This is a genomic window from Enterobacteriaceae bacterium ESL0689, assembly GCA_029433525.1.
In the GTDB taxonomy this organism is placed as follows: Bacteria; Pseudomonadota; Gammaproteobacteria; order Enterobacterales; family Enterobacteriaceae; genus JAQTIF01.
In genome coordinates this window covers 39,596-57,435 of record JAQTIF010000002.1, presented here as the reverse complement: position 1 = coordinate 57,435, position 17,840 = coordinate 39,596, and the positions used below count along the sequence as shown (strand labels likewise).

At 49.2% G+C, this 17,840-nt stretch carries 12 protein-coding genes; 9 read left to right on the top strand and 3 right to left on the bottom strand.

What is annotated here, in order from left to right; translation table 11 throughout:
* The first annotated feature begins 48 nt into the window (after positions 1 to 48).
* The 3 genes from ldtD (at position 49) to PT300_11990 (ending at position 3,229) form a co-directional block, all read left to right on the top strand.
* Complete coding sequence (gene ldtD, locus PT300_12000; protein MDF7681268.1) at positions 49 to 1,839, top strand: L,D-transpeptidase; 1,791 nt, start codon at positions 49 to 51, stop codon at positions 1,837 to 1,839.
* Positions 1,840 to 2,023: 184 nt separating this feature from the next.
* The gene (locus PT300_11995) at positions 2,024 to 2,575 is read left to right on the top strand and encodes a YcbK family protein (protein MDF7681267.1); all 552 of its coding nucleotides are present in this window, start codon (positions 2,024 to 2,026) and stop codon (positions 2,573 to 2,575) included.
* 9 nt (positions 2,576 to 2,584) lie between these two features.
* Positions 2,585 to 3,229: an MBL fold metallo-hydrolase gene (locus tag PT300_11990; protein ID MDF7681266.1), complete on the top strand. Its 645-nt coding sequence runs from the start codon at positions 2,585 to 2,587 to the stop codon at positions 3,227 to 3,229.
* 89 nt (positions 3,230 to 3,318) lie between these two features.
* Here PT300_11990 and PT300_11985 read toward each other — a convergent pair whose 3' ends face one another.
* The 3 genes from PT300_11985 to pncB all read right to left on the bottom strand — a co-directional run bounded on the left by PT300_11985 (position 3,319) and on the right by pncB (position 7,445).
* A complete protein-coding gene (locus PT300_11985) occupies positions 3,319 to 4,509 on the bottom strand; it encodes an aspartate/tyrosine/aromatic aminotransferase (GenBank protein MDF7681265.1) in 1,191 nt (396 codons plus the stop codon).
* A gap of 171 nt (positions 4,510 to 4,680) precedes the next feature.
* A complete protein-coding gene (gene asnS / locus PT300_11980) occupies positions 4,681 to 6,081 on the bottom strand; it encodes an asparagine--tRNA ligase (GenBank protein ID MDF7681264.1) in 1,401 nt (466 codons plus the stop codon).
* A 161-nt stretch (positions 6,082 to 6,242) separates the two neighbouring features.
* Positions 6,243 to 7,445 (bottom strand): nicotinate phosphoribosyltransferase, encoded by a 1,203-nt coding sequence (gene pncB / locus PT300_11975; GenBank protein MDF7681263.1) that lies wholly within the window; start codon positions 7,443 to 7,445, stop codon positions 6,243 to 6,245.
* A gap of 257 nt (positions 7,446 to 7,702) precedes the next feature.
* On the opposite strand from pncB, the gene pepN reads away from it, so the two are divergent.
* The 6 genes from pepN (at position 7,703) to pqiA (ending at position 17,840) form a co-directional block, all read left to right on the top strand.
* Positions 7,703 to 10,318 (top strand): aminopeptidase N, encoded by a 2,616-nt coding sequence (gene pepN, locus PT300_11970; protein ID MDF7681262.1) that lies wholly within the window; start codon positions 7,703 to 7,705, stop codon positions 10,316 to 10,318.
* A gap of 167 nt (positions 10,319 to 10,485) precedes the next feature.
* The gene (gene pyrD / locus PT300_11965; protein ID MDF7681261.1) at positions 10,486 to 11,496 is read left to right on the top strand and encodes a quinone-dependent dihydroorotate dehydrogenase; all 1,011 of its coding nucleotides are present in this window, start codon (positions 10,486 to 10,488) and stop codon (positions 11,494 to 11,496) included.
* A gap of 227 nt (positions 11,497 to 11,723) precedes the next feature.
* Entirely contained in the window at positions 11,724 to 12,266 is a 543-nt protein-coding gene (locus PT300_11960) for a cell division protein ZapC (protein MDF7681260.1), read from the top strand.
* A gap of 279 nt (positions 12,267 to 12,545) precedes the next feature.
* Positions 12,546 to 14,651, top strand: coding sequence for a bifunctional 23S rRNA (guanine(2069)-N(7))-methyltransferase RlmK/23S rRNA (guanine(2445)-N(2))-methyltransferase RlmL (rlmKL, locus tag PT300_11955; protein MDF7681259.1), 2,106 nt, complete (start codon positions 12,546 to 12,548; stop codon positions 14,649 to 14,651).
* 13 nt (positions 14,652 to 14,664) lie between these two features.
* Positions 14,665 to 16,572: an ABC transporter ATP-binding protein gene (locus tag PT300_11950; protein MDF7681258.1), complete on the top strand. Its 1,908-nt coding sequence runs from the start codon at positions 14,665 to 14,667 to the stop codon at positions 16,570 to 16,572.
* A 14-nt stretch (positions 16,573 to 16,586) separates the two neighbouring features.
* The gene (gene pqiA / locus PT300_11945; GenBank protein MDF7681257.1) at positions 16,587 to 17,840 is read left to right on the top strand and encodes a membrane integrity-associated transporter subunit PqiA; all 1,254 of its coding nucleotides are present in this window, start codon (positions 16,587 to 16,589) and stop codon (positions 17,838 to 17,840) included.

Genomic DNA, 17,840 nt, shown 5'->3' with positions numbered 1-17,840 from the left:
ATGCGTTCATTTTTGCAAAGTGGCAATGTTGTCAATAGCGAGTATGGGATGGGGTTAAAAACAGGATATGGTTGCTGGTGGGGTGTACTCAGTTTTAGCCTGATTATCGCGTTTTATCCGTTGTGTCATGTTCAGGCAGAAGAGTCGACGGTCGTATTAACGGCGCGTTACGATACGATGCCGGAGGTGGCTTCTGCTCTGAAGCAAAGCAGCATTCAGTCTGCGACGATAGCGAAAATGAGTGGCGAACAGCCTCTGGCCGTTGAGAGAGTCCGACAAAGCCGGGCGGATATCACGGCGTTACTGCCAGCGGGATATCAGCCGGTTTTTATGAATCCACTGGTATCATTATATGCCGCACGGGAAATGAAACCAGTCTGGCAGGATCATCAGGCTGTTCAGGAGTTCCAGCAGCAACTGGCAGAGGTGGCGATTGCCGGTTTTCAGCCCCAGTTTACCACCTGGATAAGTTTGCTGACCGACCCCGCCGTAAACGGTATGGCGCGTGATATCGTGCTCTCTGATGCCATGTTAGGGTATTTGCATTTTATCAGCACGCTGCCGGTACAGGGACAGCGCTGGTTATACGGCACCCGTCCTTATACCATGATAACCCCGCCTTTATCGGTGATGAATCACTGGCTACTGGCACTGGATAAAAATGAACTGCACCCCTTTATTGCCCGGCTGAAACCACAACATCCACAGTATGAAACCATGCGTCAGGCGCTATTATCACTGGTGGCAGACTCACAACCCTGGCCACGATTAACCGAGCGTGTACCACTACGTCCTGGCGCGAAAAGCAAGGAGACGGGCGCGTTACGTGAAATTTTACAGCGCACGGGAATGCTGGAAAACAGGGATGAAATAACCATATCCGAAGGAAGTGATGAAACTGCAAAGGGGCAAAAAAGTAAAATAACCTCATCTGCGATTTATGATAATCAGCTTGTTGCTGCTGTTAAGCGTTTTCAGGCATGGCAGGGGCTGGCCGTGAATGGCGTCATCGATGCAGCTACCCGTGATAAACTGAATCTTCCTGCGGCTCAGCGTGCGGCAATATTAGCGCTTAATATCCAGCGATTACGCCTGATACCGGATGACTCATCCACCCGTATTATGGTGAATATCCCGGCTTTTTCGCTGGTTTATTACCAGAATGGTAGCCAGGTGATGGTATCTCGTGTGATTGTGGGGCGTCCGGATCGCAAAACGCCGATTATGGACAGTGTGTTAAATAATGTGGTGATTAATCCGCCGTGGAACGTCCCTCCCACCCTGGCGCGTAAAGATATTCTGCCGAAGGTACGCCATGATCCGGGCTATCTGGAACAACATGGCTATACCATGATGCGTGGCCGGGGGAGTAAAGAGACGGTTAACCCGCATCAGGTGGACTGGTCGACGATCACTGAGAATAATTTGCCATTCCGCTTTCAGCAGGCACCCGGTGCGCGTAACTCGCTGGGACGCTATAAGTTTAATATGCCAGGCACCGAAGCCATCTATCTGCACGATACACCGAATCATAATTTATTCCAGCGATCGGTACGGGCGTTAAGTTCAGGATGTGTGCGCGTGAATAAAGCGTCTGAGCTGGCGAATCAGCTATTGCAGGATGTCGGCTGGGATAAAACCCGTATTTCCGATGTACTCAAGCAGGGTGACACCCGCTATGTGACTATTCGCCAGCCGATACCGGTACATCTCTATTATTTAACCGCTTTTGTCGATGACGACGACCATCTGCAATATCGTACAGATATTTACAATTATGATCTGATGGCACGATCAGACGCACAGATTTTAATGCAAGCTGAAAAATTAATCAGGTAATCATGGTCATTTAATGGATTTTGTCGCCCCGATATTATATAAGATGGGTTTTGTTTTTTAACAGTGCGTGTATTGGCCAGCTTCAGGCTGTTTTGACGCTGGCAATCCTGTCTGGTAAGGCACATTCGGGTGCGCCAGCAATAATGCAGATAATCCGATTCACTGACTGATAAAGCTGATGACTATGGACAAATTTGACGCTCATCGCCGTAAATTACTGACATTAGGTGGGGTAGTGCTGGGTGCCGCTGCTATTCTGCCTCGATCCGCATTCGCCACGCTTTCGACCCCGCGCCCCCGTATTCTGCGGCTGAATAATCTCAATACCGGAGAGTCGCTTAAGGTGGAGTTTTTTGATGGCCGGGGCTATATTCATGAAGAGCTCGCCAGACTCAACTATTTCTTCCGTGATTATCGCGCGAATAAAATAAAACCTATTGACCCCAGGCTGTTTGATCAGCTGTACCGGCTACAGACGATGCTGGGTTCTCATAAGCCGGTTCAGCTTATCTCTGGCTATCGTTCCCTTGATACCAATGCACAACGGCGGGCGAAAAGTCGTGGTATTGCGAAACACAGCTACCATACCCGTGGGCAGGCGATGGATTTTCATATCGAAGGGATTGCATTAAGTGATATCCGTAAAGCCGCGCTGTCAATGCGGGCGGGTGGCGTCGGATATTACCCACAGAGTCATTTTGTTCATATTGATACCGGGCCGGTCAGGCACTGGTAAAGGAGCGCCATGAAATACCATCTTATTCCGGTGACTGCATTCGCACAAAACTGCTCTTTAATCTGGTGTGAGCAAACCCGGCTGGCTGCCCTGATCGATCCTGGCGGAGACGCGGAACGAATCAAACAGGTTGTCTCACAGGCTGATGTGAATTTGATGCAGATCCTGCTCACCCACGGTCACCTTGATCATGTGGGTGCCGCAGCGGAATTATCGCAATATTATGGTGTGCCAGTTATCGGCCCGCAAAAAGAAGATCAGTTTTTGCTGGATGAGTTACCAGTGCAAAGCCGGATGTTTGGTCTGGATGATTGCCAGCCATTGCAACCCGACCGCTGGCTCAATGAAGGTGATGTCATTAAGATCGGCAATATTTCACTGCAGGTCTGGCATTGCCCGGGGCACACACCAGGACATGTTGTTTTTTATGATCAGGCTTCCCGGATGCTGTTTTCGGGTGATGTGATTTTTAAAGGTGGTGTAGGGCGCAGTGATTTTCCGCGCGGTAATCATAACCAGCTGATTGCCTCCATTAAGCATAAATTATTGCCGCTTGGCGATAATGTCACCTTTATTCCAGGCCACGGGCCCCTGTCAACCCTGGGTGACGAACGTCTGCATAACCCTTTCCTGCAGGATAACATGGCCAGTTAGCACCATTTTCCATCACTGATCACGGAATGACACCATGAACAAACACGGGCCGCGATGAAATCGCGGCTCGTGTTTTGCATAGCGGGATTTTATAGTACGGCAACAATCGCTTCGCATAGCGATGACATATTATCCGGCGTCATTCCGGCGACATTGATGCGTCCGGAAGCGACAACGTAGATGCCGAACTCTTCACGCAGACGCAGTACCTGTTCTTTATTCAGCCCACTGAATGAGAACATGCCGTTTTGTCGGCTAATAAAGGAAAAGTCACGATTAGCCCCCTTTTCCTGCAAGGTGTTGACAAACAGCAGGCGCATGCGCTGAATGCGCTGCCGCATATCGGTCAGCTCCTGCTGCCAGATAGCATTCAGCGCATCGTTACCGAGAATAGTTGCCACGATAGCTGCACCGTGTGCCGGAGGATTAGAGTAGTTGGTGCGGATCACCCGTTTCATCTGACTGAAAGCACGACGGGCGATTTGCTGATCGGCGGCGATCAACGTACAGGCACCGGTGCGTTCATTATACAGACCAAAGTTTTTCGAGCAGGAGCTGGCAATCAGCATCTCCTGATGAAGTGCAGCGAATATGCGCAGACCTTCAGCGTCTTCTTCCAGACCGCGAGCAAAACCCTGATAGGCAATATCGAACAGCGGCAACCAGCCCTTTTTAAGCGACAACTGCGCCAGGTATTGCCACTGCTCCTGGGTGGGATCAATACCTGTTGGATTATGGCAGCAACCGTGGAACAGCACGACATCACCAGCTTTTGCCTCATTGAGGCTGTCCAGCATACCGTCAAAATTGAGGCTATGGCTGGTGGCATCGTAATAAGTATATTCACACACCTCCAGCCCTGCCGCATTGAATACCCCCCGGTGGTTCGGCCAACTGGGGTTGCTTATCCAGACGCGTTTTACGCTGGTATTTTGGGCCAGAAAATCGGCCGCGACACGTAATGCACCCGTACCCCCCGGCGTCTGTGCGGTGCAGGCACGTTGATCGTGAATAATGGCACTCTCTTTACCGAACAGCAAGGTCTGAATCGCGTGATTAAACTCTGCGAGGCCATCAATACCGAGGTAATTTTTGGTCGTTTCATTTTCCAGCAGGTATTGCTCAGCTTTTTTAACACTGGTCAGAATCGGCGTTTTGCCGGTTTCATCTTTATAGACACCAATTCCGAGGTTAATTTTGCCAGGGCGATCATCGGCACGAAACAGATCGGTCAGACCCAGTATCGGGTCGGCTGGGGCAGCAGTAATGTTCTCAAACATGATGAGGTTCCGTTTTGATTCCTGAAGAAAATGTTTTATCAGGTTAACCGGAGATGAACCCATTGCCAACTGTTTACGATAGAAAGCGTGAAAGTGAATAAAAGTCAGAATATTTATCTGAATAATATGAATAAGCAGGACTAACGTCCTGCTATAGTAAAAGAAAAAGCATTAAAATGCCGCATTGCGTGGTGTGCGAGGGAATGGAATAACATCACGGACGTTTTGCACCCCGGTAACATAGGCGATCAGGCGCTCAAAGCCGAGACCGAAACCGGAGTGGGGCACCGTACCATAGCGACGCAGATCGCGATACCACCAGTAATCTTCTTTATTAAGCCCCATCTCAGCCATACGTGCGTCGAGAACATCCAGACGTTCTTCGCGTTGCGAACCGCCGATGATTTCACCGATCCCCGGTGCCAGAACATCCATCGCGGCAACCGTCTTACCATCCTGATTCATGCGCATGTAGAACGCTTTGATATCTTTGGGATAATTTTTCACCACCACCGGTGCTTTAAAGTGCTCTTCCGCCAGATAGCGTTCATGTTCAGAAGAGAGATCAACGCCCCAGTACACCGGGTTTTCAAACGCTTTACCACAGTTTTCCAGAATCGTGATCGCATCGGTATAATCCACCTGGGCGAAGTCGGCATTAATAAACTGCTCCAGACGGGAAATAGCGTTTTTATCAACACGTTCTGCGAAGAATTTCATATCATCAGCACGTTCTGTCAGCACTACCTTGAAGATATATTTCAGCATGGCTTCCGCCAGACCTGCGATATCGTTGAGATCAGCAAACGCTACTTCTGGCTCCAGCATCCAGAATTCGGCCAGGTGACGACTGGTATTCGAATTTTCAGCACGGAAAGTCGGGCCGAAAGTGTAAACTTTAGACAACGCGCAGGCGTAAGTTTCGCCATTTAATTGTCCGGATACGGTCAGAAATGACTCTCTGCCAAAGAAATCTTTATCAAAATCGACTTTGCCCTGATCATTGCGTGGCAGATTTTCCAGATCCAATGTCGAGACCCGAAACATCTCCCCGGCGCCTTCGGTATCGGAAGCGGTAATCAGCGGGGTGGAAACCCAGAAAAAACCTTGTTGATCAAAGAAACGATGCAGCGCTTGTGCCAGCGTATGGCGTACACGAGCAACAGCGCCGATGAGATTGGTGCGTGGTCTCAGGTGAGCGACTTCACGCAAATATTCGATACTGTGACGTTTCGCGGCCATTGGGTAGGTATCAGGATCTTCTACCCAGCCGGTGACTTCAACGTTGCTGGCCTGAATTTCAAAATTTTGTCCCTGTCCCTGGGAGGCAACAACTTTACCGGTCACGATAACCGAACATCCGGTGGTCAGGCGCAACACCTCTTGTTGATAATTAGCGAGAGAGTGATTAACCACGGCCTGTACAGGATCAAAGCAGGAACCGTCATAAACGGCGAGAAAGGAAAAGCCAGCTTTTGAATCTCGGCGGGTACGTACCCATCCGCGCACGGTGACTTCACTGTCAACGGCTATGCGGCCCTGGAGTACGTCGGCGACAGGCACAACACTCATAATAGTCTCTCTATATTGTTATTGAAGAAAAAGGTGTTTCCCGGTAGTGGGGTACTCTATGTTACCTGTCATCTTTCGTCAGACAAACAGATTTTGTACCGGGAATGGTGTTATTTGAAAATCGATGAGCGGCAAGGAGCGGCAATGGCTCCTTGCGTCGATTAACTGGCCTTTTTTACCGAAGGGAGTGCGAACGCCTGGCGTAGTGCGTGTACAAATGCCGGGTCCTGGCAGATGGTTTTACCTGGGCTGTCAGAAAGTTTTGCCACCGGTTTGCCATTGCATTCCACCAGTTTGATAACAATATTAAGTGGTTTAACTTGCGGGATATCGCAAGTTAAATGAGTGCCAATACCAAAGCTGAGATGAATGCGTGTGGCAAAGTGGCGATACAAGTTCACCGCTTTTGGCAAATCAAGATTATCGGAAAAAACCAGCGTTTTACTGAGCGGGTTAATCCCCAGCTGCTGATAATGGGCAATGGCCTTTTCACCCCATGTCAGCGGATCGCCTGAATCGTGGCGCAGCCCCTGGTAACGGCTGGCGAAGTCATAGCCGAAGTCACGCAGGAAAGCATCCATGGTAATACAATCTGTCAGTGCGATACCCAGTTGATCCGGATATTCATCCAGCCAGGCTGTCAGCGCTGCTCGCTGGCTGCTGGCAAGGCTGGGACTGATTTGCTGATGCGCCTGAAACCACTCATGTGCCTGGGTGCCCATCGGAGTCAGATGCAGACGGCGCGCCAAATCGTAGTTGCTGGTTCCTGTAAACCAGGACACCTGTTGTAAACGGGCAACGATAGCCTGCTGCACGTCACGGGAGAAGCGGCGACGTGTACCAAAATCCATCAGACGGAAGTGGCTGAGATCAAGATCTTCAGTCATCTGCGCAAAATGGGTGAGTTTATGCTCCAGCGTGGTCAGTGCGAGATCGACGCTGGCGTCGACGGAGCGAGCGTGATGAACCACTTCGCTAATAACCGCCAGCAGTGGCACCTCCCAAAGGATGATTTCGCGCCACGGGCCGGACAAGCGAATATTCAGTTTGCCATGATCATTGCGGATAATCACCTGCTGTGGGTCATAACGGAAGTTACGCAGCCAGTCGAGATAATCAGCGGAAAAGAAAGGTAATCCAGATAACCAGTGATATTCATCGTCCTGTAACCTCAGGTCATGCATCGCATTGACCTGATCACGAATGATATCCGCATAGATTCCCAGCTGATCATCATTACGGCAGCGAAATTCAGCGACAACCGGTACCTCATAATAGCGGTGAAAGACCGCCTGTTGCATATGCAGTTTATAAGCATCCGTATCCAGTAACGAATGTAAAACAGAAGAAGTCATAGGTGTCATGATCGTTCAAAGCCTCCTCTTACTGGAGCATAACCATCATATTTTCATGGCCTGTGGGTGGAGCCAGTTTAGTATATTAAACATGTGATGCGCTATCAGATTTATAGAGTATCGCAAACATTTTGTGCTTTTTATCTGGCTAATATGTCGCAATTTTGTTGTTGTGCATTGAAAAGAGAAACATTTTGCATAGCGTGATCGGGATAACAGGAATAGACTGGGCAGCAGTTTCACAGGACATTAAAGAAAGGTTCATTATGACATCACAGCGCCAGGCTAAATACCGTCACGATTACCGTGCCCCCGATTATCTGATTAGCGATATCGATTTGACCTTTGAACTTGATGCAACGAAAACGAGAGTCACCGCTGAAAGTCAGGTTTGCCGCCATACGACCGCATCTGATGCGCCTTTACGCCTGGAGGGTGAAGATCTGACACTGATTTCCCTACAGATAGATGGACAACCGTGGGATCACTATACACAACAGGATAATCAGTTGATCATCAGCGGCGTACCAGAACATTTCACGCTAACTATCGTCAATGAAATCAGTCCGGCGGCCAATACTGCGCTGGAGGGGCTGTATCAGTCTGGTGATGCACTATGTACTCAATGTGAAGCAGAAGGGTTCCGACATATCACTTGGTATCCTGACCGCCCGGATGTGCTGGCGCGTTTTACGACCAGAATCATTGCCGATAAAGTCCAGTATCCTTGTTTACTGTCTAATGGTAATCGCATTGCACAGGGCGAACTGGAGGGGGGACGTCACTGGGTTCAGTGGCAGGATCCGTTCCCGAAACCGTGCTATCTGTTTGCGCTGGTGGCGGGCGATTTCGATGTGCTCCACGATACGTTTACCACTCGTTCCGGGCGCGAAGTCGCGTTAGCGTTGTTTGTGGATCGTGGCAATCTTGATCGCGCATCGTGGGCAATGACATCGTTAAAGAACGCCATGAAATGGGATGAGAGCCGTTTTGGCCTGGAGTATGATCTCGATATTTACATGATCGTGGCCGTTGACTTCTTTAATATGGGCGCCATGGAAAATAAGGGACTGAATATCTTTAACGCTAAATATGTGCTGGCGCGTACCGATACCGCAACGGATAAAGATTATCTCGATATCGAACGGGTTATCGGCCATGAATATTTTCACAACTGGACAGGCAACCGTGTCACCTGTCGTGACTGGTTTCAGTTAAGCCTGAAAGAAGGGTTGACCGTCTTTCGTGATCAGGAATTTAGCTCGGATCTTGGTTCACGTGCGGTCAACCGTATCAATAATGTGCGTGTGATGCGTGGTTTACAATTCGCTGAAGATGCCAGCCCGATGGCGCACCCCATCCGCCCGGAAAAAGTCATCGAAATGAATAACTTCTATACCCTAACCGTGTATGAGAAAGGGGCAGAAGTGATTCGCATGCTACATACCTTGATCGGGGAGGCACGCTTTCAAAAAGGCATGCAGCTCTATTTGCAACGTCATGACGGTAGTGCAGCCACTTGCGATGATTTTGTGCAGGCAATGGAAGATGCTTCTGATATTGATCTGTCCCATTTCCGACGCTGGTATAGTCAATCAGGTACGCCGGTAGTCAGTGTCGATGACAACTATAACCCCAAAACCCGACAATATAGCCTCACCATTCGCCAGCATACACCGCCGACAGCCGATCAAGCGGAGAAACAAGCGCTGCATATCCCCTTTGCGATTGAACTGTACGATAACCACGGTCAGGTTATTCCACTGCGTAGCGCGGGACAGCCAGTATCTTCCGTGCTGAATGTGACCCAGTCAGAACAAACATTTGTATTTGATGATATTACCTGCCAGCCGATCCCAGCACTACTGTGTGAATTCTCTGCACCGGTAAAACTGGAGTATCCCTACAGTGATCAGCAACTGACATTTCTGATGCGTCATGCGCGCAATGAGTTCTCTCGCTGGGATGCGGCACAGAATCTCTTGTCTGGCTGTATTAAGCAGAATGTCACCCTCCAGCAGCAGGGGCAAGCGGTGTTGTTACCCGCGCACATCATCGATGCGTTTCGTGCCATTCTGCTAGATGAAAAGATCGATCCCGCACTGGCGGCAGAAATCATGACCCTGCCTTCTGCCAGTGAGATCGCTGAAATGTTTACGGTTATCGATCCTGTTGCGATTGCAAAGGTGCGTGAGGCATTGACCCGGACTTTAGCACAGGCGCTGGCGAATGAATTTCTCGCGGTCTACAACGCCAGTAAGTTGCCGGTTTATCGTGTCGAGCATGCCGATATTGGTAAACGGTCACTGCGAAATACCTGTTTGCGTTATCTGGCATTTAGCGATGCGAAACAGGCAGATAAGTGGGTTACCGATCAGTATCGCCAGTCCGATAATATGACCGATGCGCTGGCGGCGCTTTCGGCAGCGGTTGCGGCACAACTCCCTTGCCGCGATGAATTAATGCAGGATTATGACGATAAATGGCATCAGGACGGTCTGGTGATGGATAAATGGTTCGTTCTGCAGGCGACCAGTCCGGCAGATAATGTCGTGGAAACAGTACGCCGTCTGTTACATCATCGTTCTTTTAGCATGAATAATCCCAACCGTATTCGCTCATTGATCGGCGCCTTTGCCAGCAGTAATCCGGCAGCATTCCATGCTGAAGATGGGAGTGGATACCGTTTTCTGACTGAGATGTTGACGCAGCTTAATAGTCGTAATCCACAGGTCGCTTCCCGCTTGATCGAGCCGTTAATTCGTCTGAAACGTTATGACGCTAAACGTCAGGCGATGATGCGTGCCGCGCTGGAACAATTAAAAGGTTTACCCGATCTCTCTGGTGATCTGTTTGAGAAAATCAGTAAGGCGCTAATATAGCACTCGTCCCTGACGCTTAACGGGTGATCTGTCTGTAGCCCGTTAAACATCGTGAAATGTTAATCACGCTGGTGGAAGAGAAAGGCTTTTTTCAGGCCGGTGCTCTTTCGCCCGTTTATCGAACACAATACACACCCGGCGAGCAGGCCGGGGAACCAGGAGAACTCATGTATTATCCTTTTGTTCGCAAAGCACTTTTTCAGCTCGATCCCGAGCGTGTTCATGACATGGTCTTCCGGCAATTACGTCGGCTATCCGCCACGCCGCTGAAAAGGCTGATACATCAAAACGTTCCCGCGAAACCTGTTACCTGTATGGGGCTGACTTTTAATAACCCGCTGGGGCTGGCGGCCGGACTGGATAAAAATGGTGAATATATTGATATCCTTAGCGCTATGGGGTTCGGAGCAATTGAAATTGGTACGGTCACACCACGCCCGCAACCGGGGAATGACAAACCACGACTGTTTCGCCTGGTGGCTGCCGAAGGGTTGATCAATCGCATGGGATTTAATAATCAAGGGGTTGATAAGCTGGTTGAGAATGTAAAAAAAGTGCAATTTTCTGGCATTCTTGGGATTAACATCGGCAAGAATAAGGATACACCTGTTGAGCAGGGTAAAGATGATTATCTGATTTGTATGGAGAAAGTCTATCCTTATGCTGACTATATCGCTGTTAATATCTCATCACCCAATACGCCGGGGTTGCGTACCCTGCAATATGGTGAGGTACTGGATGATCTCCTGAGCGCGATTAAAAATAAGCAGCTTACACTACAGCAAACATATCAAAAATATGTCCCTGTGGCGGTTAAAATCGCACCTGATCTTTCCGTGGACGAGCTGATCCAGATTGCTGATAGCTTAGTTCGCCATCATATTGACGGTGTCATCGCCACCAATACCACACTCGATCGTTCTCTGGTTCAGGGGATGCCATACAGCAGCGAAACCGGGGGACTGAGTGGTCGGCCGCTGCAATTAAAAAGCACGGAAATTATTCGTTTGTTGAGTAAAGAAATAAATAATCAATTACCGATTATTGGTGTCGGAGGAATCGATTCGGTGATCGCGGCGCGGGAAAAAATAGCGGCCGGTGCCAGTCTACTACAAATGTATTCAGGATTTATTTTTAAAGGTCCGTCCTTGATAAAACAAATTGTCACTCATCTCTGACCCTTTATCTTTTTTACTTTCGCCGGGGCTTTATTTCTGACCCCGGTTGTTCTATATTTTCCAGCTATTTATCAGCGCTGGGTTGTGCCTGAAATCCTTACGTACTACGTGTATGCTGTGGTCACTTCGCACTGGCCATGTCCAGGCTGGCAACGTCTGATGAGCGGTATGCTTAGCATTTGATTGCGGATGTGATGATCGTGCAGACAGGAGAAGGTAAGAGAGTAATGTCAATTAAACCTGATGATAACTGGCGCTGGTATTATGATGAACAGCATGATCGGATGATGCTGGATCTGGCTAATGGCATGGTATTTCGTTCACGTTTTTCACGTCGGATGTTAACGCCAGACGCCTTTTCACCTTCTGGTTTTTGTGTCGCTGATGTTGCGCTTTACTCCTCATTTACAGAAAAATGCCATGATTTAGCCTTATCAGCAGAACAACAAGCGGAATTAATACTTAACAGCCTGACAGCTATTCGTTTCCTGAAGCCGCAAATGCCTAAAAGCTGGTATTTTATCGCTCATCAATCCGGCTGGCAGCCCACCGGTGGTGATATTGTCAATGCCTGGCTCAGTGATAGTGGAGAGCAGGTGACTTTGCTGGTCGTTGAATCAGGGGAAAATGCGACATTATGCCTTCTGGCTCAACCGATGGTGATACTGGCGGGGAAAACAATGCAACTGGGAGATGCCATAAAAATTATGAACGACAGATTGCTGCCCATGCCTTGCATCACTGACGATAACCTGCAACAGGCGATTTAATTGACAATACCAGACGACCACATGCGATGCGATAACCGGTCTGGCATACGTTGCACTCATTTCCCTTCTTATCTGACCGGGCAGTAACTGGCTTCGACGCCAGCCGATAATTAAAATATTCTGGGCATTTGCCCGCAGAGGTTATCATCAGCAGTGAGATCCTGACCATCAGACATTGCCGCTGTGGCATCGGCCGATGAAAACTGGGCTTTAACTTTATGACATAGGTCGCATATTGACTATAATGCGCAACGATTTTCTCTAAGTAAAAGTGACGATATGAATTCTCTGTTTGCCAGTACGGCTCGTGGACTGGAAGAGCTGTTAAAGACTGAACTGGAAGGACTGGGTGCTGAGGAGTGCCGGGTGGTTCAGGGCGGTGTTCACTTCCAGGGTGATACCCACCTGCTATATCAAAGCATGATGTGGAGCCGGCTGGCTTCGCGGATCATGTTGCCGCTTGGCCAGTGCAAGGTCTATAGCGATCTGGATCTTTATCTTGGGGTACAGGCGATTCCCTGGACGGAGATTTTTACTGTCGATGCCACTTTTGCCGTCCATTTTAGCGGTCTGAACGAGGAGATCCGCAACAGTCAATATGGCGCGCTAAAAGTGAAAGATGCCATTGTCGATAGCTTCACGCGCCAGAATTTGCCACGACCTGATGTTAACCGGGACGATCCCGATATCCGTATTAATGTCTGGCTGAATAAAGAAACCGCCTCTATTTCTCTGGATCTCAGTGGTGAAGGATTGCACTTGCGCGGTTATCGTGATGGCACCGGGATGGCACCGATAAAAGAGACGCTCGCGGCAGCGATCGTCCTGCGCTCAGGCTGGCTTCCGGGAACGCCGCTGGTCGATCCGTTATGTGGTTCTGGCACCTTGTTAATTGAAGCCGCCATGTTAGCCACTGACCGTGCGCCAGGCCTGAACCGCAAACACTGGGGCTTTGATCGCTGGTTGCAGCATGATCAAACGGTGTGGCAAACGGTAAAAGAAGAAGCGCAAAATCGGGCACGTCAGGGGCTGGCCAGTTATGGATCGCGCTTTTATGGCTCCGATATTGACCCGCGAGTGATTGAGCTGGCGCGGCGTAATGCGCGTCGCGCGGGTATCGGTGAGCTGATTGAATTTAGTGTCCAGGATGTCGCTGAATTACGTCACTCGTCGCCGCAGGAGCGCAAGGGTACGGTTATCAGCAATCCGCCCTATGGTGAGCGTCTCGCCAGCGAACCAGCACTGATTGCGTTATACAGCTTGTTAGGGCGCACGCTGAAAAATCAATTTCCAGGCTGGAATTTATCGCTGTTTAGTGCCTCCACAGAGTTACTCAGTTGTCTGCAACTGCGGGCCGACAAACAATTTAAGGCTAAAAATGGCCCAATAGATTGTGTGCAGAAGAATTATCACCTTGCGGAGAATAACGGCAGCCCGGTGGCAGTGCCTGCGGAAGATTTTGCTAACCGTTTGCGTAAAAATCAGAAAAAACTTGCAAAATGGGCACGTCAGGAAGAGATTGATTGTTATCGTCTGTATGATGCTGATTTACCGGAATATAACGTTGCCATTGATCGCTACGGTGAGTGGCTGGTTATCCAGGAGTATGCGCCCCCCAAAACAGTCGACGCACATAAAGCCCGGCAACGTCTGTTTGATGTAATTGCCGCGACGATTTCAGCGCTGGACATCGCGCCAGACAAACTGATACTAAAAACCCGTGAACGGCAGAAGGGGAAAAATCAATATCAGAAAATGGCGGAAAAGGGCAATTTCCTCGAAGTACAGGAATATAATGCCCGTCTGTGGGTTAACCTGACCGACTATCTGGATACAGGACTGTTTCTTGACCACCGTATAGCACGTCGTATGCTGGGCCAGATGAGCCAGGGAAAAGATTTTCTCAATCTTTTCGCCTATACCGGTAGCGCCAGTGTTCATGCGGGCCTGGGTGGCGCACGATCCACCACGACCGTCGATATGTCGCGCACTTATCTGGAATGGGCGGAGCGTAATTTACGCCTGAATGGCTTAACCGGACGCGCGCATCGTCTGATCCAGGCAGATGTACTGAGCTGGCTACGTGATAGCCGTGAGCAGTATGATCTGATTTTTATCGATCCTCCGACATTTTCAAATTCGAAGCGTATGGCAGATATTTTCGATGTCCAGCGTGATCATTTACGTCTGATCGCAGATATTAAACACCTGTTACGCAGAAACGGTACCATCATGTTTTCGAATAACAAACGGGGTTTCCGTATCGATCTGGAAGGGCTGGCACGACTGGGGTTACAGGCGCAGGAAATAACACCAAAAACGTTGTCGCAGGATTTTGCCCGCCATCGTCAGATCCACAATTGCTGGTTGATCACGCCGGTCTGAAAGGAATTAAACAATGTCATTAATAAGTATGCATGATGCGTGGCTCTCCTTTAGCGATGCGCCATTGCTGGATAATGCTGAGCTGCATATTGAAGATAATGAACGTGTCTGTCTGGTAGGACGAAATGGCGCCGGTAAATCGACGCTGATGAAGATCCTTAACCGTGAACTCAACCTTGATGATGGGCGCATTATTTACGCCCAGGATCTGGTTATTGCCCGTTTACAGCAGGATCCGCCACGTAATATCACGGGTAGCGTGTATGATTTTGTCGCCGAAGGGATCGCTGAACAGGCGAGCTATCTGAAGGATTACCATGAGATTTCACGTCGGGTGATCAGTGATCCGAGCACTAAAAACTTAAATGAGCTGGCACGTCTGCAGGACTTACTGGATAGTCTGGGATTATGGCAACTGGAAAATCGGATTAATGAAGTCCTCGGACAGCTAGGGCTGGAAGTGAATCGCGATCTGTCATCTCTCTCTGGTGGCTGGTTGCGTAAAGCCGCGCTGGGGCGGGCGTTAGTCAGTAATCCGCGCGTGTTATTACTGGATGAGCCGACCAATCATCTGGATATCGATACCATTGACTGGCTGGAAAATTTCCTCAAGGCTTTTAAAGGTTCCATTATTTTTATCTCTCATGATCGTTCATTTATTCGCCATATGGCGACGCGAATTGTTGATCTTGACCGTGGTAAATTAGTGACTTATCCAGGGAATTATGATCAGTACCTGCTGGGGAAAGAAGAGACGCTGCGCGTGGAAGAGCAGCAAAATGCTGAGTTTGATCGTCGGCTAGCGCAGGAAGAGGTCTGGATACGTCAGGGCATAAAAGCGCGTCGTACCCGCAATGAGGGGCGTGTGCGGGCGTTACAGGCAATGCGTCGTGAGCGTAGTGAGCGACGTGAAGTGCAGGGCAATGCCAGAATGCAGGTGGAAGAAGCGTCACGCTCTGGCAAAATTGTCTTTGAAATGGAACAGGTTAACTATCAGATTGATGGTAAAGTAGTGGTAAAAGATTTTTCCGCACAAGTATTACGCGGTGATAAAATCGCCTTAATTGGTCCGAATGGTTGTGGTAAAACCACGTTGTTAAAACTGATGTTAGGGCAGCTACAGGCAGAAAGTGGACGGATACATACAGGAACGAAGCTGGAAGTGGCCTATTTTGATCAGCATCGTGCAATACTGGACCCCGATAAAACGGTGATAGATAACCTTGCTGAAGGCAAACAGGAAGTGCTGGTGAACGGTAAATCACGTCACGTAACAGGCTATTTGCAGGATTTTTTGTTTCACCCTAAACGGGCAATGACGCCGGTTCGCGCTCTGTCTGGCGGTGAGCGTAATCGCCTGTTGCTGGCGCGTCTGTTTCTGAAACCAAGTAACTTGTTGATTCTTGATGAACCGACGAATGATCTGGATGTGGAAACCCTCGAACTGCTTGAAGATCTGATCGCGGGCTATCAGGGGAGTGTATTACTGGTCAGCCACGATCGCCAGTTTGTTGATAATACGGTCACGGAATGCTGGATTTTTGAAGGGGACGGCCATATTGGTCAGTATGTCGGTGGTTATCATGACGCACGAGGACAGCAGTTACAATCCCAGCCGCTACAACAAGCGATAACCAAAAAAAGCACCACGGCTCCGGTAGCAAAAATCAAAAATACCCGGCGCACAACCAGCAAATTAAGTTATCAGCTGCAGCGTGAACTGGAACAGTTACCACAGCAACTGGAAGAGCTGGATGCTCAGGTACAGATATTGCAGCAACAGATTGCTGATCCCTCTTTTTTTAACCAGCCGCATGATCGTACCCAACCGGTGCTACACCAGCTCGCTGACACTGAGCAGGCGCTGGAAAAAGCTTTTGAACGCTGGGAGTATCTGGAAGGATTAAAAAATGGTGAATAACCCGAGGAATATTGATGTGCGATCAGCATGCCGCGCGACATATATTATGCCCGCAATGTGATTTGCTGGTAGCGTTGCCGCCACTGAGCGCACGCCATAAAGCGACATGTCCGCGCTGTGGTACAACCTTAACCGTTTTGTGGGATGCACCACGACTGCGTTCTACTATCTATGCGCTGGTTGCGTTATTTATGTTGTTGCTGGCGAATTTATTTCCGTTCGTCAATATGAATGTCTATGGGATCTCAAGTGAAATTGAGCTGTTGCAGATCCCGCAGGTGCTTTTCACGGAAGATTACGCCAGTCTTGCTACCTTTTTCTTACTTTTTGTCCAGCTGGTACCCGCCTTTTGCCTGGTGATGATCCTGCTACTGGTCAATCGTGTCCGTATGTCACACAGGTTGCAAATATTTCTGGCGCGTGCGCTGTTCGCGCTAAAATCCTGGGGAATGGCGGAAATCTTTCTGGCGGGTGTGCTGGTCAGTTTCGTCAAGCTGATGGCCTATGGCGAGATTGGCATAGGACTGAGTTTTATTCCCTGGTGTTTCTTTTGTGTACTGCAACTGCGGGCACTACAGTGTGTAGACCGACATGGGTTATGGGATGTTATTGCATCCCCTCCGGTGATTCATCAGCCGCTCAAAGCGGGGGTGTCCGGTCTCCGTCAGGGATTGCGTTCCTGCGCATGTTGCACCGCCGTTTTACCGGCAGATACCTTGATTTGCCCACGCTGTCAAAGTAAAGGCCGGGTACGACGTAAAAATAGTCTACAGTTGACGGTAGCTTTACTATTAACTTCATGCCTGCTCTATCTACCCGCGAATATGATGCCCATTATGATAACTGACTGGCTGGGCGATAAATTACCTTCGACAATTATGACCGGGGTGGTCTTGCTATGGAGTGAGGGCTCTTATCCGGTGGCACTGGTAATTTTTCTGGCCAGTATTATGGTGCCGACGTTAAAGATGCTCGCGATTGCCTGGCTTTGCTGGCACGCCGATGGCAGGGGACACCGTGATGCCGAACGGATGCATCTGATTTATGAAGTCGTCGAATTTGTTGGCCGTTGGTCAATGATTGATATCTTTGTTATTTCGGTACTTTCAGCACTGGTACGCATGGGTGGACTGATGAATATCTATCCTGCCCCCGGAGCGGTGATGTTTGCGAGTGTGGTGATTATGACGATGTTTTCCGCGATGTCTTTTGATCCACGATTATTGTGGGATCGTGAACCCGATTTTAGCCATGAGGAATGCAAGTAG